This window comes from Azospirillum sp. BE72, assembly GCF_031455875.1.
In the GTDB taxonomy this organism is placed as follows: domain Bacteria; phylum Pseudomonadota; class Alphaproteobacteria; order Azospirillales; family Azospirillaceae; genus Azospirillum.
Genome location: NZ_JAVDTO010000001.1, coordinates 53,347 through 79,338, shown reverse-complemented (window position 1 = coordinate 79,338; position 25,992 = coordinate 53,347). Strand labels below are relative to the sequence as shown.

The window sequence follows — 25,992 nt, the reverse complement described above, 5'->3', positions numbered from 1 at the left end:
TGGTCCTCATTCGGCCGGAAGCGGAGCCGACTTGCCGGCCGTACGGCGGCGTTCCGGCGCGCCGATGCGGAACCGGCGGTCGGTCAGGCTCACCAGTCCGCCCAGCATCATCCCCGCGCCGCCGATCCAGATCCACGGCACCAACGGATGGTGGTAGATGCGGACGATCCAGGCGGTGCCGTTCTGCGTCGGGTCGCCCAGCGCCACATACAGGTCGGAAAAGACCGTGGTGTGGATGGCCGATTCCGTCGTCGTCATCCGGGTGGTGGTGTAGCTGCGGCGTTCCGGCGTCAGGGTTGCGACGGGCCGGCCGTCCTCGGTGACGGTGAAGACGCCGCGCTCCGCCTTGAAGTTCGGGCCGTCGACCAGCCCGATGCTGTCGAAGCGGAACTCGTAGCCTGCAACGGTGGTCTGATCGCCCGGCTTCATCGCCGTGATCGATTCCGTCTGCCAAGCCGACGTGCCGGTCATGCCGAGGATCGACAGGCCGACGCAGGCGTGCGCAATGGTCATGCCCCAGGCGCTGCGCGGCAGATGCACGGCGCGGTGCCAGCTGTTGCGGAAGGAGGTGCGGAACAAGGCGATGCGGTCGGCGAACTCCACCAGCGAGCCGACGAAGGCCCAGGCGGCGAGCGCGATGCCCACCAGCGCCAGCAGCGGCCCGCCGCCCGCCTTGACATAGGCAGTGACGGCGACGGCGATCACCACGGCGACGCCGGCGATCCACAGCCGGCTCAGCGCCGCCCACAGGTCCGCCCGCTTCCAGGACAGGAAGGGGCCGACCACCATGGCGACGATCATCGGGATGGCGACGGGGATGAAGGTGGCGTTGAAGAAGGGGGCGCCGACCGACACCTTGCCCAACTCCAGGATGTCGAGGAACAGCGGATAGAGCGTGCCGATGAACACCGTCGCCGTCGCGGTCGACAGCAGCAGGTTGTTCATCACCAGCGCGCCCTCGCGGCTGATCGGCGCGAACAGGCCGCCGGCCTTCAGCGACGGCGCGCGCAGGCTGTAGAGCAGCAGCGAGCCGCCGGTGGCGATCGCCAGCAGCACCAGGATGAAGACGCCGCGCTTGGGATCGACGGCAAAGGCATGGACCGAGGTCAGGATGCCCGAGCGCACCAGGAAGGTGCCCATCAGCGACAGCGAGAAGGTGACGATGGACAGCAGGATGGTCCAGCTCTTCAGCGCGTCGCGCTTCTCCACCACGATGGCGGAGTGCAGCAGCGCGGTGCCAGCCAGCCAGGGCATGAAGGACGCGTTCTCCACCGGGTCCCAGTACCACCAGCCGCCCCAGCCCAGCTCGTAATAGGCCCACCAGGAGCCCATGGCGATGCCCATGGTCAGGGTCGACCACGCGGCCAGCGTCCAGGGCCGCACCCAGCGCGCCCAGGCGGGATCGACCCGCCCCTCGATCAGGGCGGCCACGGCGAAGGAGAAGGCCATGGAGAAGCCGACATAGCCGGCATAGAGGAAGGGCGGGTGGAAGGCGAGGCCGGGGTCCTGCAGCAGCGGGTTCAGGTCGTTGCCGTCGATCGGCGCCGGGATCACGCGGATGAAGGGGTTGGACGTCGCCAGGATGAACAGCAGGAAGCCGACTCCGATCAGCCCCTGGACCGCCAGCACCCGCGCCTTCAGCGTCGGCGGCAGGTTGCGCCCGAACATGGCCACCGCGGCGCCGAAGACCGTCAACATGACGATCCACAGCATCATCGAGCCCTCGTGGTTGCCCCAGACGCCCGACACCTTGTAGAGCATCGGCTTGGCCGAGTGGCTGTTCTGCACCACGTTCAGCACGCTGAAATCCGACACCACATGCGCCCAGGTCAGGGCGGCATAGGCGACCAGCACCAGCAGCATCTGGGCGATGGCCGCGGGCACCGCGACGTTCATCCAGGCACCGTTGCGGGTGGCGGCGCCGACCAGCGGCGGCACCGACTGCACCAGCGCGACGAACAGCGCCAGCACCAGCGCATAATGGCCGAGTTCGGGGATCACGGTCCCGCTACTCCTTCTTCGCGGTCTTCGTCTCGGACTCCGCCGGGTTCTTGTAGACGCCGGCTTGCTTCAGCGCCTCCGACACCTCGGGCGGCATGTAGTTCTCGTCATGCTTGGCCAGCACCTCGCGCGCGACGAAGACGCCGCCGGTCAGCTTGCCCTCGGCCACAACGCCCTGGCCCTCGCGGAACAGGTCGGGCAGCTGGCCGCGATAGCGGACGTCGATGGTGTGGGCGGTGTCGGTGACGCGGAAGGAGGTGGTGAGACCGTCCGGCGTCTTCTGCACGCTGCCTTCCTCGACCAGCCCGCCCAGGCGGAAATTGCGGTCGCCCACCTGCTGCGTCTGCAGCTGGGTCGGGCTGTAGAAGAAGACGATGTTGTCCTGGAAGGCGGTCAGCGCCAGGGCGGTCGCCGAGCCCAGCCCCAGGAGGGCGAGGCCCAGCATGTAGAGGCGGCGTTTCTTGCGGGTCATCCTTCGCTCGCTTCCGCCGGTGTTCCGGCGTTCTGATCGGCCGCTTTGCGGCCGGCGTTGCGGGTGCGGCGGCGGGCCGGGCGGGCGCTTTCCAGCGCCTTCAGCGTCGCCTCGGCGTTGCGCAGCCCCTTCCAGGTGGCAACCAGCAGGCCCAGCAGGACAAGGGTGGCGATGCCGTAGGCCGGCCAGACGTAGGCGGCGTAGCCGCCCATGTGGAGAAATTCGTTCATCGTCTTGTCCCTGCGTCCTCAGCCCTGCATCCCGTCCGTCACCGCGCCGTCGCCGGCAACCGACAGCCGCAACGTCTGTATCTTGCGCTGGGCGATCTCCGTGCGCACGCGCAGCAGGACCACCGACAGGAAATAGGCGGTGAAGGCACCGGCCATAACCAGAAGCGGCGTCAGCATGCTGGGGTCGATGCTGGGACCGCCCATGCGCACGACGCTGGCGGGCTGGTGCAGCGTGTTCCACCAGTCGACCGAGAACTTGATGATCGGCACGTTGACGATGCCGACCAGCAGCAGGACGTTGCCAGCCTTCATGCCGCGCTGCGGGTCGTCGAAGGCGTTCACCAGGGCCATGTAGCCGAGATACAGGAAGAACAGGATCAGCACGCTGGTCAGCCGGGCGTCCCACACCCACCAGGTGCCCCACATCGGCGCGCCCCACAGCGACCCGGTCACCAGGCACACGAAGGTGAAGCCGGCACCGATGGGGGCGGCGGCCTTGGCGAACAGGTCGGCCAGCGGGTGCTTCCACACCAGGCCCACCGCCGCGGCGATGGCCATGTTGGTGTAGACGAACAGGCTCATCCAGGCGGCGGGCACATGGATGTACATGATCCGCACCGTCTCGCCCTGCTGATAGTCCGGCGGCGAGCTGAACAGGCTGAGCCACAGCCCGAGGATCGTCAGGATCACGGTCGCCCCTGCGCACCACGGCAGAAGCACGGCCGACAGGCGCAGGAAACGGGCGGGATTGGCGAAGCGATGCATAGATCGATGGCCCCGGTACAGGTGACCTTGGTCAGGCTTGCGGACGATATAAGCGCATGTATGGCGGACTGCGAGGGGTTTCGCCTTGATCTCGGTCAGGAAGAACCGCCGTTCGTTCGTACTCTGACACCAAGGTATGAGTGGTCCCAAGCCCCTGGAGGCGCTCGGTTCATTGGCTGTAAAGACGCCGGGGGAGGGGCTTTTCATCCCTTCCCGCCGGCGGATCTTTTTTCGGTCAGGCGGCCAGTTCCTCCCGCATTCCCTCGCCCAAAGCCGCCCGCATCGCCCCGGCGATCAGGTCGAAGTCGCGGGGGCTGACCGGCAGCAGTCCGAAGCGGAAGGGATAGCCCCAGTTCCGCACTCCGGTGGTCAACTCCAGCCGGTCCAGCAGCGGCTGGATCGGTGCCTCCTCCGCCGGCCACCATGACACGTCGCGCCGGAAAGGGATGAAGCCGCCGCCCATGTCGAACTGGTAGGGCTCTCCCGGCAGGACGGTGCCGACGGCGGTGAAGGACTTCAGCCCGTCCGCCGCGCCGAACCGGTCGGTGGGGGAGTAGTAGACGACCCGGTCGCCCGGCCGGATCCGCCGCAGCGGCGCCGCCTTGCCGTGGCAGACCTGCATGAAGCCGCCGGCCCGGCCGCGCCGAACATGCTCGGCGCTGGCCACCGCGATCCAGCTGCCGGTGCGTGTGCTGCCGGTGCGCGTGCCGCCGCTCACGACCGCACCTGTTCGGACTGGTTCTCTTCCTGATGGGGAGCGAACACGCGGAGCCGGTGGCCGTCGGGGTCGCGTGCAACGAAGGTATGACCGAAATCCATCGTGGTCGGCGGCTGCAGGATGGTCAGGCCGCGGGCGCTCCAGTCGGCGTGGAGGTCGTGCACCGCGGCCTCGTCGGCGACGGTGAAGGCGATCTCGCTGCCGCCCGGCATGGTCGCCGCCGGCTCCACCGTATGGCGCGACCACAGGCCCAGCATCAGCCCGTCGCCCGCCTTGAACATGGCGAAGGTGGGGGAGGCCTCCACCGGCGGCCGGCCCAGCAGGTCGGCATAGAAGGCGGCGCTGGCGGCCGGGCTGTCGACATGGAGCAGGACGAAATCGAGCGCGAGCTTGGCGGCGGCGGGCTTGGCAGTGGCGGTGGCTGCGATGGCGGTCATGGCTGGCTCCGGTCTTAAAGGGATGGGGTGGGGCGGCCGGTTGGTTCCGTTCGCCGCCCTCACCGGCACAGCCAAGACTAGGCCGACATGCTGACAGTTTCCGTCAGCATGGTGTCAACCCCCTCCCATCCTCATTGCGGAATGCCCTCCGCCGCGCGCCATTCCTTCAGCATCGCCTGTCGGCGGCGGGGATAGCGGATGTCGCTGGCGGTCAATGCCAGGATGCGGTCGGTGCGGAAATGGCGGAAGGACTGGCGCAGTTCGCACCACGCCACCATCACCCGCACCCGGTCGAAGAAGCCGAGCGCGAAGGGCCAGACCATGCGCCGGCTTTCCGACCCGTCGCGGTCGCGATAGGCGATCTCCAGCTTGCGCTCCGCCCTGATGGCAGTACGGATGGTCGCCAGCTCGGCATCTCCTGCGGCGATCGGTTCACCCGGCCCGACCAGCAGGGCGGAGCCGTCCAGCCCCTCCCGCTTGTCCGGCGGCAGCACCGCGGCGATCTTGGCGAGCGCGTTGCGCGCCGCTCCGCCCAGCCGGCTGTCGCCGCGGTCCACCACCCAACGCGACCCCAGCACCAGCGCCTCCAGCTCCTCCTCGGTGAACATCAGCGGCGGCAGCAGGAAACCGGCCCGCAGCAGATAGCCCACCCCCGGCTCCCCCTCGATCATCGCGCCCTGCGCCTGCAGCGTGGCGATGTCGCGATAGAGCGTGCGCAGGCTGACCCCCAGCTCGCCGGCAAGCGACTTGCCGCTGACCGGCTGCCGATGCCGCCGCAGAACCTGCATCAGATCGAGGAGACGTTCGGCGCGCGACATGAAACCGGAGGGTGAGGGACAGGGGCAGCGATGGAAAGCACCGCTTGTTCGGGGTGTTCACCCGGTTCAGGCAAGCATACTGTCGCAGTGGTTGAGGCTCAATCCAGAGGGAGTCATGAAAACCATCCTTATCACCGGCGGCGGGCGCGGGATCGGAAAGGCCACCGCTGTGCTGGCCGGCAGCCGCGGCTGGTCGGTGGGCATCAATTATATCGGCAACGAAGCCGCCGCCGATGAAACGGCCAACGCGGTGCGGGCGGCGGGCGGCCGGGCTGTGACGCTCCGCGGCGACGTGGCGGTCGAGGCGGATGTCGTCGCCATGTTCGACGCGGCGGAACAGCAGCTTGGACCGCTCGACGGCGTGGTGGTGAACGCCGGCATCGTCGCGCCGTCCTGCCCCTTGGCCGAAATGAGCGCCGAGCGGATGCGCCGCGTATTCGAGGTGAACGTCTTCGGCGCCTATCTCTGCGCGCGGGAGAGTGCGCGCCGTCTGGCGCCGCGGGGGGCGGGCTCCATCGTCCTGATGTCCTCGGCGGCGGCCCGGCTCGGCTCGCCCTTCGAGTATGTGGACTATGCCGGATCGAAGGCGGCGCTGGACACGCTGACGGTCGGGCTGTCGAAGGAGTTGGGGCCGCAGGGTGTCCGCGTCAATGCGATCCGCCCCGGCCTGATCGACACGGAGATCCACGCCAGCGGCGGACAGCCCGGCCGCGCCCAACGCCTGGGCGTCAACGCCCCGCTCGGCCGTGCCGGGCGGGCGGAGGAGGTGGCCGAGGCCGCCGTCTGGCTACTGAGCGATGCCGCATCCTACACGACCGGCGCGATCCTCGACGTGTCCGGCGGGCGATGACGGCGCCGCAGAAAGAAAAAAGCCCCGGCTCCTGCGAGCCGGGGCTTTTTCGTTACCCGAACCGGGAGAGACGGATCACTCCGCCTTCTTGGTCAGGTCTTCGCCAGTGGCCTGGTCGACCTGCTTCATCGACAGCTTGACCTTGCCGCGGTCGTCGAAGCCGATGACCTTGACCTTCACCGAGTCACCCTGCGACACGACGTCCGACACCTTGCCGACGCGCTGCTGCGCCAGTTCGGAGATGTGGACGAGGCCGTCGCGCGAGCCCAGGAAGTTCACGAAGGCGCCGAAATCAACGACCTTCACCACCTTGCCGGTGTAGACGACGTTCATCTCCGGCTCGGCGACGATGCCCTTGATCCACTCGATGGCGGCGTCCGACTTCTTCTGGTCGACCGCGGACACCTTGACGGTGCCGTCGTCGTCGATGTCGATCTTGGCGCCGGTCTGCTCCACGATCTCGCGGATCACCTTGCCGCCGGAGCCGATCACGTCGCGGATCTTCTCCTTCGGGATGTTGATCACGGTGATGCGCGGGGCGTTCTCGTTGACGCCTTCGCGGGCGCCGGTCAGCGCCTTGGACATCTCGCCCAGGATATGCAGGCGGCCGTCCTTGGCCTGGCCCAGCGCGATCTTCATGATCTCCTCGGTAATCGAGGTGATCTTGATGTCCATCTGCAGGGCGGTGACGCCGACCTCGGTGCCGGCGACCTTGAAGTCCATGTCGCCCAGGTGGTCTTCGTCACCCAGGATGTCCGACAGGACGGCGAAGCCGTGGTCTTCCTTGATCAGGCCCATGGCGATGCCGGCGACCGGACGGGCCAGCGGCGCGCCGGCGTCCATCAGCGACAGCGAGGTGCCGCAGACGGTGGCCATCGAGGAGGAGCCGTTGGACTCCGTGACTTCCGACACGACGCGCAGCGTGTAGGGGAAGTCTTCCTTCTTCGGCAGCAGCGGGTGGATGGCGCGCCACGCCAGCTTGCCGTGGCCGATCTCGCGGCGGCCGGGGCTGCCCATGCGGCCGGCTTCACCCACCGAGTACGGGGGGAAGTTGTAGTGCAGCATGAAGTGCTCGCGGTACTCGCCTTCGAGCGCGTCGATGATCTGCTCGTCCTGGCTGGTGCCCAGCGTGGTCACGACCAGCGCCTGGGTTTCGCCGCGGGTGAACAGGGCCGAACCATGGGCGCGCGGCAGGATACCGACTTCCGACACGATCGGACGCACGGTCTTGGTGTCGCGGCCGTCGATGCGGCGGCCGGTCTTCAGGACGGCGCCGCGCAGGATGTCGGCCTCGAGCTCCTTGAACTCGAAACCGATCGACTGGGCGTCGAACTCCTCGGCCAGCGTCTCGAGCGCCTTCGCCTTGGCGGCGCCGACCTTCTCGTAGCGGCTCTGCTTGACCATCTCGGTGTAGGCAGCCTCGACGTCCGACCCGACGGTCTCGCGCAGACGGGCCTTCAGTGCCTTGCGGTCATAGGCCGGCTCCGGCAGATCCCACGGCTCCTTGGCGGCTTCCTCGGCCAGGTCGATGATCATCTCGATCACCGGCTGGAAGTTGGTGTGGCCGAACATGACGGCGCCCAGCATGACCTCTTCGGTCAGCTCCTTGGCTTCCGATTCGACCATCAGCACGCCTTCGACGGTGCCGGCGACGACCAGATCCAGGTCGCTGTCCTCGACCTCGTCCATGGTCGGGTTCAGCACATACTGGCCGTTCTTGTAACCGACGCGGGCGGCGCCGATCGGACCCAGGAACGGGATGCCGGAGATCGTCAGCGCGGCCGAGGCGCCGACCATCGCCACGATGTCCGGATCGTTCTCCAGATCATGGCTCAGCACGGTGCAGACGACCTGCGTCTCGTTGCGGAAGCCATCGGCGAACAGCGGACGGATCGGACGGTCGATCAGGCGGCTGACCAGCGTTTCCTTCTCGGTCGGACGGCCTTCGCGCTTGAAGAAGCCACCGGGGATCTTGCCGGCCGCGAACGCCTTTTCCTGGTAATTGACGGTCAGCGGGAAGAAATCGACGCCCGGCTTCGGCGCCTTGGCGGCGACGGCGGTGCACAGGACGGTGGTGTCACCATAGGTGACCAGAACCGCGCCGTTGGCCTGACGGGCGATCTTGCCCGTTTCCAGGACCAGCTTGCGCCCGCCCCATTCGATTTCCTTGCGATGAACAGTAAACATCGATTCTTTCCTTCCATCCGACACCCTGCAACGGCCGGATTGCCGCCCAAGGCCGGGGCCATCGGTCGTAGGACCCCGCGAGAAAACTGGAGATATGGTGTTCGACAACAGGAATGAACGAATCAAGATAGAGGTGCCGTGGATGCAAAAAAGGCCGGTCCCCGAATAAACGGGCCGGCCTGTCCATCACGAAACGCTCAAGATCGAGTTTCTATTGCCAATAACCAATGAGGTGTTCCGGAACGATACAGGTGGACGACGGCTTCGGTGCTCGACTTCTGTGTTCCCGCCGGACTTCCGGGGAAACCCCCGGCCGGTGGCCGGCCAGGGGAACCCGAACCCGTCAGCGGGACGGCGCAGCTGTCAGCGGCGCAGGCCCAGACGCTCGATCAGAGCGGCGTAGCGCGACTGATCCTTCTTCTTCAGGTAGTCGAGCAGACGGCGGCGCTGGCCGACCATCACCAGCAGACCACGGCGGGAGTGGAAGTCCTTCTTGTGGCTCTTCAGGTGTTCGGTCAGGTTGCTGATGCGCTCCGTCAGGATCGACACCTGAACCTCGGGCGAGCCGGTGTCGGCCTCACCGCGCGAATATTCCTTGATCAGCTCTTGCTTGCGCTCGGGCGTAATCGACATCGGGGTCTCCTAAATCACGTGAGGTTGAGCACGCGCACCGGACGGACCTCCGCCCCCTCGACACGGGCCAACGCCACCGGCGTTCCGCCGAAAAGCGCAATAACGGTGCCATCCCCACCGTCAGCACCCTGAACCGCCATCAGGCGGTCACGATCCTGTCGGGTGAGGAGAGCCACCGTCTGGCCGTGCCTCAGTCGGTGCGCTTCCGCTTCCGTCAGGGCCAGCGCCGGGATGTCGTCCAGCGCGGTCTCGATCGGCAACAGAAGTCGTTCGACGGCCGCACCTTGCTCCATGGCGGCCAGTTCGTCCAGGGAAATCGCGCGGTCCAGCGTGAAGGACCCGACGCGCAAACGACGCAGAAGCCCGACATGGCCGACCGTTCCCAGCGCTTCCGCCAGGTCGCGGGCCAGCGAGCGGACATAGGTGCCCTTGCCGCAATCCACCTCGAACACCGCATGGTCGGTGTCGGGTTCCTCGACCAGTTCGAAGCGGTCGATGCGCACGGTGCGGGCGGCGAGATCCACCGCGTCGCCTTCGCGCGCGATGTCGTAGGCGCGCTCGCCGTCGATCTTGATGGCGCAGAATTGCGGCGGCACCTGCTGGATCTCGCCCAGGAAGGCGGGCAGGGCAGCGCGGATCGCGTCCGTGCTGGGCCGGTGGTCGGAGCGGTCGATCACCGCGCCTTCGCGGTCGTCTGTGGTCGTCCGCTCACCCCAACGAATGGAGAAACGGTAGGTCTTGGCGCCATCCATGGCGTAGGAGACGGTCTTGGTCGCCTCGCCCAGCGCGATCGGCAGGATGCCGGTCGCCAGCGGGTCCAGCGTGCCGCCATGCCCAGCCTTCTCGGCGTTCAGCAGGCGGCGCACCTTCGACAGCGCCTGGGTGGAGGTCATGCCCTCGGGCTTGTCCAGCACGATCCAGCCATGGATCGGCGTGCCCTTGCGCTTACGAGCCACGACGGCCGCCCCGGCTCTCGTCCTCGCCTTCGCCCTTATCCGCAGCTTTGTCCTCGTCATCGAGCATGGCGCGGTCGTCATCGTCGAGGTCGTCGTCCTCGTCCGACTCGTCGGGGCCGAGATCGTCCTCCTCGTCCCAGGAATCGTCCTCATCCTCGTCATGGTCGTCGTCGCCGTTGACGCGGCCCAGCGGATGTCCGCTCAGGTCGCGGGCGACCTCCGGGCTGTGCAGGATGCTGTCGATGCGGTGGGCATAGTCGAAGGAGGTGTCGCCTTCGAAGCTCAGCGTCGGGGCGTGACGCAGGTTGACCATGCGCGCGACCTGTCCGCGCAGGAAGGCGGCGGCCCGGCGCAGGGCGACCTGGGCCTCCTCCATCCGCTCGCCGCCCAACGTCGAATAGAAGACGGTGGCGTTGGACAGGTCGGGGCTGATCCGCACCTCGGTGACCGTGACGTTCAGCGAGGCCAGCTCCGGATCGTGGAAGTCACCGCGGCGGAACAGGTCGGCAAGCGCATGGCGCAACTCCTCGCCGACGCGCAGTTGCCGTTGGGACGGGGGCTTGCCGGCGACGAACGCGCCGCGCTTCTTGCTGGCCATGATACGTGTCTTTCGTCGATGTCTCTTGCCGGGCTGATTCAGCTCTCCGGCCGATCACACACATATGGGAGCTGTCGGTCTCCCACCCTAACCGCCGCCCGCCGGGCAGGCGCAGGGCGGTGGCGATCACCCCAATATAGGAACAGGGCGCAGGACTGATCCCGCGCCCCGCAAAACAAAAAGGCCACCCGATCCATCCCGGCGCGAAGCCGGAAGGGATCGGGCGAACCGAACAGGTCACAGCTCGCGAGCGATTTCCTCGATCTCGAAGGCTTCGATCTGATCGCCGGCCTGGATGTTGTCGTAGTTCTCGAAGGCCATGCCGCACTCGTAGCCCTCGCGCACTTCCTTGACTTCGTCCTTGAAGCGCTTGAGCGTCTTGAGCGTGCCTTCGTGAATGACGACGTTGTCGCGCAGCAGGCGGACGCCGGCGCCGCGCTTGACGACACCCTGCGTGACCATACAACCGGCGACCTTGCCGACCTTCGTGATGTTGAACACCTCGCGGATGGTCGCGTAGCCGATGAAGCGTTCCCGCAGCGTCGGAGACAACAGACCGGTCAGCGCCGCCTTCACGTCGTCGATCACGTTGTAGATGATCGAGTAGTAGCGGATTTCGACGCCGTCGCGCTTGGCGAGGTCGCGGGCCTGCGGGTTGGCGCGGACGTTGAAGCCGATGATCATCGCGTTGGACGCATTGGCCAGCGTGATGTCGGACTCGTTGATCGCACCGACCGAGTTGTGCAGGACGCGGACCTTGACCTCGGTGTTCTCGGCCGTGAGCTTCTCCAGCGAGCTGGCGATGGCTTCGATCGAGCCCTGCACGTCGCCCTTGATGACGACCGGCAGTTCCTTGGCCTCGCCGGCCTGGATGCGGCTGAACATGTCCTGCAGCGAACCGCGGGCGGAGGCCGCCACCACCGCTTCGCGCTTCTTGCGCTGGCGGAACTCGGCGATCTCGCGGGCACGGGCTTCGGACTCGACAACGGTGAAGTCGTCGCCGGCCATCGGCGTGCCGTTCAGTCCCAGGACCTCGACGGGGACGGCCGGGGCCGCCTCGTTGACGTTCTGGCCGCGGTCGTTGATCAGCGCACGGACACGGCCCCATTCGGCACCGGTCACGAACACGTCACCGACCTTCAGCGTGCCGCGTTGGACCAGCACGGTGGCGACCGAACCACGGCCACGCTCCAGCTTCGCCTCGATGACGACGCCTTCGGCGGCGCGCTCAGGGTTGGCCCGCAGCTCCAGGATTTCGGCCTGAAGAAGGATCGCCTCTTCCAGCTTGTTCAGGTTGCGCTTGGCCTTGGCCGACACTTCGACGTCGAGAACGTCGCCGCCCATCTCTTCGACCACCAGCTCGTGCTGGAGCAGTTCCTGACGGACGCGCTCCGGCTTGGCATCGGGCAGGTCGCACTTGTTGATGGCGACGATGATCGGAACCTTGGCCGCCTTGGCGTGGCGGATGGCTTCGATCGTCTGCGGCATGACGCCGTCGTTGGCGGCCACCACCAGCACGACCACGTCGGTGACGTTGGCACCGCGGGCACGCATCTCGGTGAAGGCGGCGTGACCCGGCGTGTCGATGAAGGTGATCTTCGCACCCGACTCCAGCTGCACCTGATAGGCGCCGATGTGCTGGGTGATGCCGCCGGCCTCGCCCGACACCACGTCGGTCTGGCGCAGCGCGTCGAGCAGCGAGGTCTTGCCGTGGTCGACGTGGCCCATGATCGTGACGACCGGAGGACGCGGGACCAGGATGGCACCCTCTTCCTCGGTGGCACGCAGGCCGATCTCGACGTCGGACTCCGACACGCGGCGGACGCGGTGGCCAAACTCGGTGATCAGCAGCTCGGCGGTGTCGGCGTCGATGGTCTGGTTGATGGTCGCCATCACGCCCATGCGCATCAGCGCCTTGATGACGTCGGCGCCACGCTCGGCCATGCGGTTGGCCAGCTCCTGGACGGTGATGACTTCCGGCAGCACGACGTCGCGGGTGACTTTCGCCGTCTCCTGGCGGCTCATCTGGCGCAGGCGTTCACGCTCGCGGGCACGGCGGACGGCGGCCAGCGACCGGGTGCGGTCGCTGCCGTCGTCGCTGAGCGCCTGCGAGACGGTCAGCTTGGTGCCCTTGCGGCGGTCGGCACCGGCAGGAGCCTTGGCGGCCGGACGGGCCGGAGCGGCCTTGGCCGGGGCGCCGCCACGGCCACCCTTGCGGCGGTTGTCGTCCTCCTCCTCGACGGCGCGGGCCGGCGGGGCACCGGCACCCGGCAGGGTGCGGCCGGGAGCGGCGTCGCCGGCAGGACGTGCGGAGGCACCGCCGGGGCGCTGATCGCCAGCCGGACGGGCACCGGCGGGACGGGCGCCGTCGCGGGGCGCGCCATCGCGGCCACCGTCGCGGCCACCGTCACGGCGGACCGCCGGTTCGGCGTCGCGGCGCTTGGCCTCCTCGGCTTCCTTGCGCTTGGCCTCTTCCTCCTTGCGGCGGCGTTCGGCCTCTGCGGCGATCTTGCGCTCTTCCTCCTGGATGGCGCGCATCTCGTCCAGCTCGCGCTGGCGCAAGGTGTCGGCGTCCAGGATGATCGGCGGCATTTCCGGCTCGGCCTGGGCCGGAGCGTCGGAGACGGTCGGAGCGGCAGCGGAATCGGATGCGGCGGCAGGAGCGGCGGTTGCCTCTTCGGCGGCACGGGCGGCGGCCTCGGCGGCGCGCGCTTCCGCGCGGACCGCTTCTTCCTCGGCCTCGATCCGGCGCTGCTCTTCGAACGCCGCGGCGCCACGAAGCGCACGCAGGCGGGATTCCAGCTCCTCGCGGGTCAGTTGGCGCCCGGCAGGGGCACCGCCGCCGCGGGGCCGCTGGCCCTGCGCGCCGCGCATGGGCAGGCCCTGAGCAGCTTGACGCGCAGCGGCGCCGCCGTCGGCAACGCCGGGCACGGCGCCCTTTTCAACATGACGCTTGCGCTTGACCTCTACGGTCACCGCTTTTGACCGGCCATGGGAGAAGCTCTGCCGGACCTGGGTCTCGACCGGCTTCTTCGACTCCAGCTTTCCTTTGCTGGCGCCGGTTAGGTGCAAGACTTTCTTCTGGTCCTGGTCGTTGCTATCGGTCATCGGTTCCCGAGTGGTCAGACGTTACATCGCAGGCCGGCCGGCCGTATCGCCGACTCCCCAGCCCTTATCAGATTCCCGGTGCGCATCCAGATCCCCAAAGGGACCCTTCAGCCCCCTCAGGCGTGCCGCATCGCGGGCCAGCCCTGCAGCCAGCCTGCCCCGCGCCACCACGGCGTGCACCGCGTGATCGCGTCCCAGCGCCGCGGCCAAAGCCGAGGATTGGAACAGATCGATCACCGGCAGCGACGGCGCGAGCGCCGTCACCTTGCCGCGCTGGTCCAGCGAGCCGTCCGCGGCTTCCACCAGCAGGGCCGGCGGGGGACCCGCACGGCCGACCTGGTTGGCCTTTAACGCCTCGCGCACCTTCTCGTACCCTGCCAAAACGTGCCCGGCACGGCGGGCAAGGCCCAACGCGTGCAGACAACGCCGTTCCAGCAGCCGTTCCAGCCTCTCGGCCAGATCGGGCGGTACTTTCACCGCCCGACGGGCCGCTTTGGCGAAAACGGATTTACCCATGGCCTTCGCCAGGGCATCCCGGTCGGCCGTGACCCAAAGGCCGCGGCCGGGCAGACGTTCCTCCAGGTCGGGAACCACCTCGCCGTCGGGGCCGATCACGAAGCGGATCATGCTCTCCTTCGGCCCGACCGTGCCCGACGCGATGCAGCGGCGCAGAGGCCCCTTCTCGTCGTCGGCCGGCAGGCGGTCCGTCCCGGCACCTTCGTCCTGTGCCAATTCCTGATCCGGCACCGCATCCGCGGCGGCGGTCGGTGTCCGTTCGTCGTTCCGTTCGGTCATCCGATCGTCATCCGCTCGCGCGGTCCCGAATAATCGTTCCTGTCGGGCGCAGTTCCAACCGGCATTGCTGCCGGTCAGGCCTGCGCGCCCTGACCACCGGCGCTGCCATCTGCCGCAGGGGCCGCGGCGGCGCCGTCCTGTTCCTCACCCTCGAACCAGTGGGCGCGCGCGGCCATGATGATCGCGTTCGCCTCTTCCTCCGAGGGCGCGTCCTTGGCGCCGTCCTTGGACAGGATCTCGACCAGCTCGTCACCGGCCAGATCGGCCAGATCGTCCAGCGTCTTGACGCCGTTCTCGCCCAGCTTCACCAGCTGTGTGGCGGTGAAGCCGGTCAGCTCGGCGACGATGTCCTCGACGCCCAGTTCCAGACGGCGTTCGTTTGCCTGTTCGTCCTGCACTTCCAGGAAGGCGAGGGCGCGCTGCTTCAGCTCGTCGGCAACCGACTCGTCGAAGCCTTCGATCTCCGCCAGTTCCTCAGTCTCGACGAAGGCGATCTCCTCGACAGAGGTGAAGCCTTCGGCAACCAACAGGTGGGCGATCACGTCGTCAACGTCCAGCGCCTTCATGAACAGGGCCGAACGGCTGTGGATTTCCTCCGACCGGCGCTCCGACTCCTCCTGTTCGGTGAGGATGTCGATGTCCCAGCCGGTCAGCATCGAGGCGAGGCGTACATTCTGGCCGCGGCGGCCGATGGCCAGCGACAGCTGGTCGTCGGGCACCACCACCTCGATGCGGCGGTTGTCGTCGTCGAGCACGACCTTGGCGACCTCGGCCGGAGCGAGCGCGTTGACGACGAAGGTCGCCGCCTCGCCCGACCACGGGATGATGTCGATCTTCTCGCCCTGCAGCTCGCCGACGACCGCCTGGACGCGGCTGCCGCGCATGCCGACGCAGGCGCCGACCGGGTCGATGGAGCTGTCGTTGCTGTGGACGGCGATCTTCGCACGGCTTCCCGGATCACGGGCGACCGCCCGGATCTCGATGATGCCGTCGTAGATTTCCGGCACTTCCTGGGCGAACAGCTTCGCCATGAACATGGGATGCGTGCGCGACAGGAAGATTTGCGGCCCGCGCGGTTCCTCGCGGACGTCGTAGATATAGGCGCGCACACGGTCGCCGTTCTTGAAATGCTCGCGCGGCAGCAGCTCGTCGCGGCGCAGGATCGCTTCGGCGCGACCCAGGTCGACGGTGACGTTGCCGTATTCCACGCGCTTGACCAGACCGTTGACGATCTCGCCGTTGCGGTCCTTGTACTCGTTGAACTGGCGCTTGCGCTCGGCGTCGCGCACCTTCTGCACGATCACCTGCTTGGCGGTCTGGGCGGCGATGCGGCCGAAATCGATCGGCGGCAGCGGGTCGACCAGGAAATCGCCGATCTTGGCGCCGGGCTTGCGGCGCTGGGCGTAGGGCAGGGTGACCTGCGTGGCCTCGTTCTCCACCGTCTCGACCACCTCCAGATGGCGGGTCAGATGGATGTCGCCGGTCTTGCGGTCGATCCGGGCGCGGATGTCGTGCTCGTGGCCGTACTTGGAGCGGCCGGCCTTCTGAATCGCCTGCTCCATCGCCTCCAGGACTTCGTCCCGGTCGATGTTCTTTTCGCGGGCGACCGCGTCAGCGACTTGCAGCAATTCCATCCGTTACACTTCCTGGCTCGGTCTTGTGTGATGCCGGTCTTGCGTGATGTCCGGTCGGTTCGGCGGGATATCGGTTCGGCTTTCGGGGGCGGGCATCCTGTCGGCGTGTCCTTGGCGGACCCGGGCCGTCAGTTTTGCGGGCCCTCCTGCTGCTCCTGGCTGGCGCGGATCAACTCGTCCGTCAGCACCAGCTTGGCGCGCAGGATGTTGTCGAACTCCAGCCGGGCCGGTCCCTGTTCGGTGTCGACGCACACGAGGCCGTCCTCGACGCCCTTCAGCATGCCCTTGAAACGCTTGCGGCCGTCGATGGCCATGCGGCTCTCCAGCCGGGCTTCGAAGCCGGCGAAGCGCTCGAAATCCTTGAGGCGGGTCAGCGGCCGGTCGATGCCGGGCGAGCTGACCTCCAGCGTGTAGGCTTCGCGAATCGGGTCTTCCACGTCCAGCAGGGCCGAGACGGAGCGGCTGATGTCGGCGCAATCCTCGACAGTCATGGGCGCGCCGTCGGCGCGCTCCGCCATGATCTGGAGAATCGACCGCTGGCCGCCTGAGATCTGAACGCGCACGACCTCATAGCCCATGGCTTCGACCGACGGCGTGATGATCTGTTCGATGCGACCTGTAGCGTCCATTCCACCTAACCCAAAGCCTGCGGCCGGGATCGAACCGGACGAGGTTTCCACAACAGAAGGTTCAAAAAGCGCGCGTTTCCACACGCTGATAAAAAAATAAGTGGGCAAAAGCCCACCCGCAAAGCGTCTCGCCGGCCCGGTTGCCCGGGCCGCCGATCCGTATGGGTTCTCAGAGGCTGAATATAGTCATTCCGCCCGATGCCGCAAGCCTTTTCGGGCGTGATCGGCTTTGCCGGTCGGATTCTCAAGCGGAACGGGTATGCGTCAGCTTCGCAGGCGACGGACGAACCGCATGAAGACCGGCTTGCGGCCGGCGGCGATGGCCTTTTCCTCGTACCGGGTCGCCGGCCAGTCGTCGGGCCGGACGCGCCAGTCCGACGGGCGTCGCGCCGTCCATTCGAAATCGGGATGCTTGACCGTGTGTTCAAGCATCCAGCGCACCAGACCCATGTCGTCGCTGGCCAGGCGCAGCTCCGCGCCGTCCTTCAGCACGCGGGCCAGCCGCGGCAGGTTCTCCGGTCCGATGAATCGGCGGTCGGCGTGGCGCTTCTTCGGCCAAGGATCGGCGAACAGCACGAAGGCGCGGCCGATCGAGGCATCGGGCAGGGCGTCCAGCAGCGGCCGGGCGTCGTCGGGCTGGATGCGGACATTGCTCAAGGTCTCGTCCTCGACCATGCCCAGCAGGCCCGCGATACCGTTGAGGAAGGGTTCGGCGCCGATGATGCCGACATCCGGATTGTGTCCGGCCTGCCAGGCGAGGTGATGGCCCATGCCGAACCCGATCTCCAGCCAGATTTCCCGTTTCGGGCCGTCGAACAGGCCGGCCGGGTCCAGCCGGTCGCCGGGCTTGGGCAGCGCGATCTGGAGCTGCGGCAGCAGGGTGTCGATCAGCTCCGTCCGGCGCTTGCGCAACGGCCGGCCCTTGCGGCGCCCGAAGAGGCGGTTGGAGCTTTCGGAAAGGGATCCGGAGGTGCTGTCGTCGGTCATGTCGGAACGCTGCATGGAAATGAGGAAAGCGCAAAAGAAAGCAGGGGCCGTTTCCAGCCCCTGCCGTCTTTTCCGCATCGGCTGCGGATACTATGCCGCGAAGGCGCCTTAGAGGAAGGCGTTCCGCAGGTCGCCGACCAGATCGGTCTTCTCCCACGAGAAGCCGCCGTCGACCTCCGGCTCGCGGCCGAAATGGCCGTAGGCGGCGGTGCGGGCGTAGATCGGCTTGTTCAGGCCCAGATGCGTGCGGATGCCGCGCGGGGACAGGTCCACCAGCTGCTGCAGGATGTCGGACAGACGGTCCTCGTCGACGTTGCCGGTGCCGTGGGTGTCGACATAGACCGACAGCGGCTTCGACACGCCGATGGCGTAGGAGACCTGGATCGTGCACTTCTCCGCCAGTTCCGCCGCGACGACGTTCTTGGCGAGATAGCGGGCGGCATAGGCGGCCGAGCGGTCGACCTTCGTCGGGTCCTTGCCGGAGAAGGCGCCGCCGCCGTGCGGGGCCGCGCCGCCGTAGGTGTCGACGATGATCTTGCGGCCGGTCAGGCCGGCGTCACCGTCCGGGCCGCCGATGACGAAACGGCCGGTCGGGTTGACGTACAGGTTCTTATCGTCGCACATCCAGCCTTCCGGCAGGCAGTTGACGATGTGCGGCAGGACGATCTCGCGCACGGCGTCCTGCTCCAGCCCCTCGGCGTGCTGGGTCGACAGCACGATGGCGGTGGCCCGCATCGGCTTGCCGTCGATGTACTGCAGGGTGACCTGGCTCTTGGCGTCCGGGCCCAGCTGCGGGGCGGCGCCGGAATGGCGCGCCTCGGCCAGCGACTTCAGGATGGCGTGGCTGTAATAGATCGGCGCCGGCATCAGGGCCGGGGTCTCGCGGCAGGCATAGCCGAACATGATGCCCTGGTCGCCGGCACCCTCGTCCTTGTTGCCGGCGGCGTCGACGCCGACCGCGATGTCGGCGGACTGGGAGTGGACGAAGCACTTGACGTCCATCTTCTCCCAATGGAAGCCGTCCTGCTCGTAACCGATGTCCTTCACCGCGGCGCGGGCGACCTCGACCAGCTGGTCGGCCTTGATGCTGTCGGGGCCACGGACTTCGCCGGCCAGAACAACCTGATTGGTGGTCGCCAGTGTCTCGACGGCCACGCGGGCCTGCGGGTCGTGCGAAAGATAAAGATCGACGATGGCGTCGGAAATGCGGTCGCAGACCTTGTCGGGATGACCTTCCGACACGGACTCGCTGGTGAAGACGTAGTTGAGCTTTGCCACGGGAAACCTCGGCATTCGGCGGCACGCTATTTCATGAGCCGAAACGGCAGACCGGTACAGCGGCCGCAGACACCGGTCCAAAACCGGTTTTGACAAGGAATTCACCCGCGGTCAAGAAGACTACCAGCGGTAAAGGATCGGCCCAATCAGCGCACACGCCACACGAAGGGGGAGCGCGGGCGCGCCGCACCATCCCCTTTCGGTGGGTATCGCATGCCGTGCGTCAACCGGCGGGAGTTACTCGGCCGCTTCCGCGACGGCGGCGCTGGCGACCGCTTTCGTCAACTCGAACAGGCGCTTGCGCACCGACGGGTCGCTGATCTTGTAATAGGCGCGGACCAGCTCCAGCGTCTCGCGCTTGGCCATCGGATCGGGCTCATAGGCAGCGACGGCCCGCTCGTCCGAAGCGCCCGCCTCATCGTCGTCCTCGACACGGGCGGCGGCGGCATCGGCCGGCATGTCGTCGAAGAAGAAGGAGACCGGCACGTCGAGCACGCGGCTGAGATCGAACAGACGCGACGCGCCGATGCGGTTGGCGCCGCGTTCGTACTTCTGCACCTGCTGGAAGGTCAGGCCGATCGCCTCGCCCAGCTTTTCCTGGCTCATGCCGAGAAGCGTGCGGCGGAGACGGACGCGGGATCCGACATGGACATCGATGGGATTCGGCTTTCCGGTCTTCGGACGGCCCGCACCCGCACGGCGCCCGCGCGGCGCCCCGGTTTCAGTCTGCATCTCGTTTATCCCTGTAGCGGTTGTGCAACCTAGTTACGACATATCCACGTATGCAGTCAAGTCCGCTCCGGTCAACCCGGTTGCACGAAATTGTTCTGCCTATGGCGGGCCTATTGCCCGTAATGCTGCGTCACCGGTGATATCGCGAGGCCAAGGCCGCCAGAAAACAGCCCAGAAGCCCTATGCCGAAAATCCAGTCGCCCATGCGGGCATAGGCTGTGACGCCGGATAGCGCTTTCGGCAACGTGGTATCGATGAAGCCTCGTTCACCCAGACCGAGCAATTGTTGCACACGTCCGTACGCGTCCACCACCCCGGATATTCCCGTATTCGCCACCCTGACCAGCGGCAGCCCTTCCTCCACCGCGCGGACTTGATTGATGGCGAAATGCTGGTGAGGTCCGGCGGTGCGGCCGTACCAGGCGTCGTTGGTCAGGTTGAGCAGCCATTGCGGCCGGTCGGCGGTGTCGACCACGGCACCTGGGAAGATGCTCTCGTAGCAGATCAACGGGCTGAAGGGCGGCAAGCCGGCGGCACTGCCCGCAAGATGCAGGGTGCGCGGTCCCGGCCCGGCGGAGAACTCCGCCCCGTTGCCGGCGATGGCGCCGACCGGCAGCCACTGCCGGAGCGGCATGTACTCGCCGAAGGGGACGAGGTGGAATTTGTCGTAGCTGGCGACCGCGGCGCCGCTGCCGTCCACCGCCACCATGCCGTTGTAGTAGCGCCGCTCGCCATCCTCGCCGACGGTGGTGCGGGGCGCGCCGGTGATCAGCAGCCCGCCGGGCGGGGTGACCGATGCCATCGCCTGCCGCACGCGCGCGTCGTCCTCAATGAAGAAGGGGACGGCGGTCTCCGGCCAGATGACGACGTTTGGCGGCGGGGCGGCGGGATCGGCCGGGGGGGCGGCCGACAGGGCGAGGTGGCTCTGGAAATTCTGCACCCGTTCGCCGGGAGCCCATTTCAGCCGCTGGTCGATGGCCGCCTGGACCAGCCGCAGCCGCAAGTCCGGCACCGGCTCGTCGACCGCACCCGCCAGCCTCCAGGCTCCCCAGCCGCCGAGCACGGCCAGCAGCGCCAGCCCGGCGGCGACGCCGGCCCAGGCGCGGCGCGGCGTGGTGTCGCGGTCGGGCAGGGCGGCGGGCAGCGAAGCGACCAGCACCGTCACCAGCGTCAGGCCATAGATGCCGAACAGCGACACGCTCTGCAGCACCGGCAGCACCCCGACCCAGCCATAGCCGATCAGGTTCCATGGAAAACCGGTGAAGATATGGCCGCGCAGCCATTCCCACAGGCACCAGCAGGCGGCGAACAGCAGCGGCCGCGCCAGCCCGGCGCCGAAGCCGCGGCGGCGCAGAAGGTGGAATGACAGGGTGGCGCCGCCGCTGAACATCGCCAGCAGGATCGGCAGGCCGACCGCCGACAGCGGCAAGGCCCACCAGAACCGCTCGATATCCGTGAACAGCGCGGCGCTGATCCAGTAGAGCCCGAGCAGGTGATGGCCGAAGCCGAAGAACCAGCCGACCGCGAAGGCGCCCTTCTTCGTCTCCACTCCGTCCAGCAGCCAGATCAGCCCGGGGAAGGCCAGCAGCAGCACCGGCAGCAGATCGGCCGGCGGCAGCGCCAGCGTGGCGAGCCCGCCCAGCACCATCGCGGCGGCCATCCGGCGCCATCCGGTCAGCGCGGACAGCCGTGCGGAGACGCGGCCCAGCCGGGCCGGGACGGGCAGGGTGTCGGTGGCGGTCAAGGCGGAAACTCCGGCAGCGGCAAGGGCAGGCGGCGCCATAGGTAATGCGGCCGGGCAGGGGCGCCAAGGTGCTTGTGGGCGTGGCTGGGTTGTGGAGTGAGAGAAGTTAGACCCCCACCTATCCTCCCCCGCTCTCAGCGGACCTACGGTCCGCCTGCCGCGTCAGCACAAAGCTCTGCTTTGTGCGAGAGCTGGGCGGGGGAGGGGCTGCCGCCGCCTTTCCGAACAAGCACTTGTTCCCTCCTCCGCCCAACTCCCGCACAAAGCTTCGCTTTGTGCTGACGCGGCAGGCGGACCGTACGACCGCTGAGAGCGGGGGAGGGGCAGGTGGGGGCAACCGCCGGAGACGCTACGCCGTCTCCGCCAACTCCGAACTGTTGGCCGGGACGTTGTGGACGCGCAGGCGCTTCAGGCGGCGGGAGTCGGCATCGACGATCTCGAACTCCAGGCCGGAGGGGTGGACCAGCCGCTCGCCCAGGCCGGGGACGCGGCCGGCGATGGAGACGACCAGACCGCCGAGCGTGTCGATGTCCTCGCGCTCCTCCTCGGACAGGACCGGGCCGACGCGGTGCTCGAAATCCTCGATGGGCAGGCGGGCGTCGGCGATCAGGCTGCCGTCGGGGCGTTCGACGAGCCGCGGCGCCGCGGTCTCGTCATGCTCGTCCTCGATCTCGCCGACGATCTCCTCCACCAGATCCTCGATGGTGACGAGGCCGTCGATGCCGCCGAACTCGTCCACCACCAGCGCCATGTGCTGGCGGGTCTGGCGCATCTGCACCAGCAGGTCGAGCACATGCATGGAAGGGGCGACGATCTTCGCCTCGCGGATGATACCGGTCAGGTCCGGCCTGTGGCGCAGGCCCTCCGGCGAGATCGCCTGTTTCGCCAGCAGGGTCAGCACATCCTTGATGTGGATGATGCCGACCACGTCGTCCAACGTCTCGCGGAACACCGGCAGGCGGGAATGGCCTTCCTCGGCGACGCGCTGGACCAGGGTGGGGAAGGGCGTGTCGATCTCGACCGCGATGATGTCGGCGCGCGGCACCATCACGTCGGCGACGGTGCGGTCGCGCAGCTTCAGGATGTTGGTCAGCAGCGCACGCTCGCCGGATCCCAGCGAATCCTCGCCGTCCTCGCTGGCGGCATCGTCCAGGCCTGCGATCAGTTCCTCGATCGTGCCGCGCAGGGATGTATCCTCGCGGCCGCCCCAGACGGTGCGGAGCCACCCCTTGAACAGGTGGCCCAGGGAATGGTCTTCGGCCCCGTGGTCATCACGGGGCGTGCGACTGTCGGATATTTCGCTCATCGGTCCGGCGGTTGGTGGTTGGCGGCATAGGGGTCGGCGATTCCGAAGCTGGCGAGCAACCGGGTTTCCAGCGCTTCCATCTCCTCGGCCTCGTCGTCCGTCTCGTGATCATAGCCCAGCAGATGCAGAACACCATGCATCACAAGGTGAGTCATGTGGTCTTTGAAGTTTTTCCGCTGTTCGGAGGCTTCGCGGGCGACCGTTTCATAGGCCAGGATGACGTCGCCCAGCATGACGGGCACGCCGTCTTGCGCTTCCGGCTCCTCCGCTTCGGTCAGGGCGAAGGACAGCACGTTGGTCGGCTTGTCCTTGCCGCGATACTCACGGTTCAGCCTGTGGACCAGCGCGTCGTCGGCCAGGACGACCGACAGCTCGGCCGGTCCTTCCTCGTCGTCATAGGCGGCGCCCAGTGCGGCGAGCGCCGCGCGCTCGGCCAGCCACTCGGCATCCTCGGCCCAGTCGCCGGCTTCACGTGAAACAGTGATATCAACCGCGCTGGTCATTGCTCCTCCCCAACGATACCTGCCTCGCGGTCGATCGTTCCGGGTTCGGAATACTCGGATTTGGGGTTGGCGCGGCGGGCCTGCTTGCGCGCGGCCTCGCGGACATCGGCCTGATCGTAGGCGCGGATGATGCGGGCCACCATCGGATGGCGGACGACGTCGGCGTCGGTGAAGCGGACGAAGCGCACGCCCTCCACCCCGCCAAGGATGTCGAGCGCGTCGCGCAGGCCGGACCGGGTGCCCGACGGCAGGTCGATCTGCGAGATGTCGCCGGTGACGACCATCCGCCCGCCTTCGCCGAGACGGGTCAGGAACATCTTCATCTGCATGGGCGTGGTGTTCTGCGCCTCGTCCAGGATGACGAAGGCGTTGCCCAGCGTGCGGCCACGCATGAAAGCCAGCGGCGCGATCTCGATCTCGCCGGATTCCAGCCGCTTCTTCACCTGTTCCGCCGGCAGCATGTCGTGCAGCGCGTCATAGAGCGGACGCAGGTAAGGATCGACCTTTTCCTTCAGGTCGCCGGGCAGGAAGCCCAGACGCTCGCCCGCCTCCACCGCCGGGCGCGACAGCACGATGCGGTCGACCTGACCGGTGGTCAGCAGCGCCACTGCCTGCGCCACCGCCAGATAGGTCTTGCCGGTGCCGGCCGGACCGAGCCCGAAGACCAGCTCGCTCTCGGCGAGTGCCTGCAGATAGGCGGCCTGGGTGGGCGAACGCGGCGTGATCGGACCGCGTCGGCGGGTGCGCAGCGCGATCTCGGCACGGGTGATGGTCGCCTGCGGAGCAGGTGAGCGCGGCTCTTCCCCGGAAGCCACGCCTGCGAACCCGGCATCGGCGGTCGCCATGCGGACGGCGCCGTCGACCTCGCCGCCATCGATGGTCTGGCCGCGGGTCAGCCGCTGGTACAGACCGTTCAGCGCCGCCTGCGCCGTCTCGGCGGCGTCGGGCGGGCCGGAGATGGTCAGGGTGTTGCCGCGCGAGATCAGCGACACGCCCAGAAGGGATTCGATCCGGGCGAGGTGGCGGTCATGCTCCCCGTACAGCATCGGTAGAAGACGGTTGTCATCGAATTGAACGTCGATACGCCGTTCGGGCAGACCGTTCAAGCGCTTGCCTCCAAGGTTACGGCAGGCTGGAAGGGAGAGGCGGTGATGTACTCGCCGGTCACGACGGTGCCGGCAAGGCTGTTGGCCAGCGCGGCATCGACCCGCACCTCGACGATGCGGCCGAGCAGCCGCTCGTTCGCCTCGGCATGGACCGACTGCATCCACGGGCTGCGGCCCAGCAGTTGGCCATCGCGGCGGCCGATCCGGTCGAACAGCACCGGGACGCTACGGCCGACGAAGCTGTGGTTGAAGGCGACCTGTTGGGCGTTCAGCAGCTGATGCAGCGCCGCCAGCCGTGCCTCCTTCACCTCTTCCGGCACCTGGGATCCCTCGACCGAAGCCGGGGTGCCGGGGCGCGGGCTGTATTTGAAGGAGTAGGCCTGGGCATAGCCGATCTCGGTGACCAGCTTCAGCGTCGCGGCAAAATCGGCGTCGCTCTCGCCGGGGAAGCCTACGATGAAGTCGCCGGACATCGCCAGATCGGGCTTGGCGGCGCGCAGCCGGTCCACCAGACGGCGATAGTCGTCGGCGGTGTGCTTGCGGTTCATCGCCGCCAGGATGCGGTCCGATCCCGCCTGCACCGGCAGATGCAGGTAAGGCATCAGCTGCGGCACCTCGGCATGGGCGCGGATCAGGTCGTCGGCCATGTCGCGGGGATGCGAGGTGGTGTAGCGGATGCGCTCCAGCCCGTCGATCTCCGCCAGTTCGCGGACCAGCCGCCCGAGACCCCAGGTGGTGCCGTCCGGTCCGTCGCCGTGCCAGGCGTTGACGTTCTGGCCCAGCAGGTTGATCTCGCGCGTGCCGCCGGCGACAAGCCGTTTCGCTTCCGCGACGATCTGGTCGGCGGGGCGGGAGAACTCCGCGCCGCGGGTGTAGGGCACCACGCAGAAGGTGCAGAACTTGTCGCAACCCTCCTGCACCGCCAGGAAGGCGGACACGCCTTGGCTGCCGGCTTCCTCCGGCAGGAAGTCGAACTTGGATTCGGCCGGGAAATCGGTGTTCAGCACGCTGCCGGCGGCGCGGCTGGCCTTCGCCACCATCTCCGGCAGGGTGTGGTAGGTCTGCGGGCCGAAGACCATGTCGACGAAGGGGGCGCGGGCGACGATCTCCTCGCCTTCGGCCTGGGCGACGCAGCCGGCGACCGCCAGGATCATCCGGCCGTCCTCGGCCTCCGCCTTGCGCTCCTTCATCTGGCGCAGCCGGCCGAGTTCGGAGAAGACCTTCTCGGCCGCCTTCTCGCGGATGTGGCAGGTGTTCAGGATCACCATGTCGGCGCCGTCCGGCTCATCGACCGGTTGGTAGCCCAGCGGTGCCAGGACGTCCGCCATCCGGGCAGAGTCGTACACGTTCATCTGGCAGCCCCAGGTCTTGATGAACAGCTTCTTGGTCAACCCGCACCCTTCCGCTCAGAACAAAAACGAATAGCGCGCTCACGATGCTGCGTGGCGCGCGGCACGCCGTCCGTCCGGCGTCGCTCCTGAAAAGATGGTATCGCGTGTGGGGCG

Annotated in this window: 23 protein-coding genes and 1 pseudogene; 1 reads left to right on the top strand and 23 read right to left on the bottom strand. The window is 67.7% G+C overall.

Annotation, left to right across the window (positions count from 1 at the left end):
- Positions 1-6: 6 nt before the first annotated feature.
- The 7 genes from J2Y49_RS00405 to J2Y49_RS00375 all read right to left on the bottom strand — a co-directional run bounded on the left by J2Y49_RS00405 (position 7) and on the right by J2Y49_RS00375 (position 5,441).
- A complete protein-coding gene (locus J2Y49_RS00405; protein WP_310110766.1) occupies positions 7-2,001 on the bottom strand; it encodes a heme lyase CcmF/NrfE family subunit in 1,995 nt (664 codons plus the stop codon).
- Between the two features lie 7 nt (positions 2,002-2,008).
- Positions 2,009-2,473: a cytochrome c maturation protein CcmE gene (gene ccmE / locus J2Y49_RS00400; protein ID WP_149223723.1), complete on the bottom strand. Its 465-nt coding sequence runs from the start codon at positions 2,471-2,473 to the stop codon at positions 2,009-2,011.
- Positions 2,470-2,703 carry a heme exporter protein CcmD gene (gene ccmD / locus J2Y49_RS00395; protein WP_310110759.1) on the bottom strand — a complete coding sequence of 78 codons (234 nt, stop codon included), beginning with the start codon at positions 2,701-2,703 and terminating at the stop codon, positions 2,470-2,472. The genes ccmE and ccmD overlap by 4 nt, the downstream gene beginning before the upstream one ends.
- 18 nt (positions 2,704-2,721) lie before the next feature.
- Entirely contained in the window at positions 2,722-3,468 is a 747-nt protein-coding gene (locus J2Y49_RS00390) for a heme ABC transporter permease (protein WP_310110755.1), read from the bottom strand.
- A 235-nt stretch (positions 3,469-3,703) separates the two neighbouring features.
- The gene (locus tag J2Y49_RS00385; protein WP_310110752.1) at positions 3,704-4,186 is read right to left on the bottom strand and encodes an EVE domain-containing protein; all 483 of its coding nucleotides are present in this window, start codon (positions 4,184-4,186) and stop codon (positions 3,704-3,706) included.
- Complete coding sequence (locus J2Y49_RS00380) at positions 4,183-4,623, bottom strand: VOC family protein (RefSeq protein WP_310110749.1); 441 nt, start codon at positions 4,621-4,623, stop codon at positions 4,183-4,185. Before J2Y49_RS00380 ends, J2Y49_RS00385 begins: the two co-directional genes overlap by 4 nt.
- A 131-nt stretch (positions 4,624-4,754) precedes the next feature.
- Entirely contained in the window at positions 4,755-5,441 is a 687-nt protein-coding gene (locus J2Y49_RS00375) for a YafY family protein (protein WP_310110746.1), read from the bottom strand.
- Between the two features lie 115 nt (positions 5,442-5,556).
- Here J2Y49_RS00375 and J2Y49_RS00370 point away from each other — a divergent pair, with 115 nt between their 5' ends.
- Positions 5,557-6,291, top strand: a complete 735-nt coding sequence (locus J2Y49_RS00370; RefSeq protein WP_310110744.1) for an SDR family oxidoreductase — start codon at positions 5,557-5,559, stop codon at positions 6,289-6,291.
- A 75-nt stretch (positions 6,292-6,366) separates the two neighbouring features.
- Here the strand turns inward: J2Y49_RS00370 and pnp are convergent, their stop codons facing one another.
- The 16 genes and pseudogenes from pnp to miaB all read right to left on the bottom strand — a co-directional run bounded on the left by pnp (position 6,367) and on the right by miaB (position 25,878).
- On the bottom strand, positions 6,367-8,478 hold the full coding sequence (pnp, locus tag J2Y49_RS00365; protein WP_310110742.1) for a polyribonucleotide nucleotidyltransferase: 2,112 nt from the start codon (positions 8,476-8,478) through the stop codon (positions 6,367-6,369).
- A gap of 363 nt (positions 8,479-8,841) precedes the next feature.
- Entirely contained in the window at positions 8,842-9,111 is a 270-nt protein-coding gene (gene rpsO, locus J2Y49_RS00360) for a 30S ribosomal protein S15 (protein ID WP_085090536.1), read from the bottom strand.
- A gap of 14 nt (positions 9,112-9,125) precedes the next feature.
- Complete coding sequence (truB, locus tag J2Y49_RS00355; RefSeq protein ID WP_310110735.1) at positions 9,126-10,067, bottom strand: tRNA pseudouridine(55) synthase TruB; 942 nt, start codon at positions 10,065-10,067, stop codon at positions 9,126-9,128.
- Positions 10,068-10,197: 130 nt separating this feature from the next.
- A pseudogene (gene rbfA, locus J2Y49_RS00350) lies at positions 10,198-10,665 on the bottom strand (30S ribosome-binding factor RbfA); the annotation flags it as partial.
- A gap of 237 nt (positions 10,666-10,902) precedes the next feature.
- Entirely contained in the window at positions 10,903-13,773 is a 2,871-nt protein-coding gene (infB, locus tag J2Y49_RS00345; RefSeq protein ID WP_310110732.1) for a translation initiation factor IF-2, read from the bottom strand.
- 21 nt (positions 13,774-13,794) lie between these two features.
- Positions 13,795-14,568 carry an RNA-binding protein gene (locus J2Y49_RS00340; RefSeq protein ID WP_310110730.1) on the bottom strand — a complete coding sequence of 258 codons (774 nt, stop codon included), beginning with the start codon at positions 14,566-14,568 and terminating at the stop codon, positions 13,795-13,797.
- A 74-nt stretch (positions 14,569-14,642) separates the two neighbouring features.
- A complete protein-coding gene (gene nusA / locus J2Y49_RS00335; RefSeq protein ID WP_194913330.1) occupies positions 14,643-16,202 on the bottom strand; it encodes a transcription termination factor NusA in 1,560 nt (519 codons plus the stop codon).
- 128 nt (positions 16,203-16,330) lie between these two features.
- Positions 16,331-16,831, bottom strand: coding sequence for a ribosome maturation factor RimP (gene rimP / locus J2Y49_RS00330; RefSeq protein ID WP_194913331.1), 501 nt, complete (start codon positions 16,829-16,831; stop codon positions 16,331-16,333).
- 264 nt (positions 16,832-17,095) lie between these two features.
- Positions 17,096-17,818, bottom strand: coding sequence for a tRNA (guanine(46)-N(7))-methyltransferase TrmB (locus J2Y49_RS00325; protein WP_310110729.1), 723 nt, complete (start codon positions 17,816-17,818; stop codon positions 17,096-17,098).
- 108 nt (positions 17,819-17,926) lie between these two features.
- Positions 17,927-19,111 carry a methionine adenosyltransferase gene (metK, locus tag J2Y49_RS00320; RefSeq protein ID WP_409017763.1) on the bottom strand — a complete coding sequence of 395 codons (1,185 nt, stop codon included), beginning with the start codon at positions 19,109-19,111 and terminating at the stop codon, positions 17,927-17,929.
- A 222-nt stretch (positions 19,112-19,333) separates the two neighbouring features.
- Positions 19,334-19,828 carry a helix-turn-helix domain-containing protein gene (locus J2Y49_RS00315; protein ID WP_149223706.1) on the bottom strand — a complete coding sequence of 165 codons (495 nt, stop codon included), beginning with the start codon at positions 19,826-19,828 and terminating at the stop codon, positions 19,334-19,336.
- A 130-nt stretch (positions 19,829-19,958) separates the two neighbouring features.
- Positions 19,959-21,572, bottom strand: a complete 1,614-nt coding sequence (lnt, locus tag J2Y49_RS00310) for an apolipoprotein N-acyltransferase (RefSeq protein ID WP_310110727.1) — start codon at positions 21,570-21,572, stop codon at positions 19,959-19,961.
- A gap of 349 nt (positions 21,573-21,921) precedes the next feature.
- Entirely contained in the window at positions 21,922-22,878 is a 957-nt protein-coding gene (locus tag J2Y49_RS00305; protein WP_194913336.1) for a hemolysin family protein, read from the bottom strand.
- Entirely contained in the window at positions 22,875-23,381 is a 507-nt protein-coding gene (ybeY, locus tag J2Y49_RS00300; protein ID WP_310110725.1) for an rRNA maturation RNase YbeY, read from the bottom strand. Before ybeY ends, J2Y49_RS00305 begins: the two co-directional genes overlap by 4 nt.
- Positions 23,378-24,487 carry a PhoH family protein gene (locus J2Y49_RS00295; RefSeq protein WP_310110723.1) on the bottom strand — a complete coding sequence of 370 codons (1,110 nt, stop codon included), beginning with the start codon at positions 24,485-24,487 and terminating at the stop codon, positions 23,378-23,380. The genes ybeY and J2Y49_RS00295 overlap by 4 nt, the downstream gene beginning before the upstream one ends.
- Positions 24,484-25,878: a tRNA (N6-isopentenyl adenosine(37)-C2)-methylthiotransferase MiaB gene (gene miaB / locus J2Y49_RS00290; protein ID WP_310110719.1), complete on the bottom strand. Its 1,395-nt coding sequence runs from the start codon at positions 25,876-25,878 to the stop codon at positions 24,484-24,486. Before miaB ends, J2Y49_RS00295 begins: the two co-directional genes overlap by 4 nt.
- Positions 25,879-25,992 lie beyond the last annotated feature (114 nt).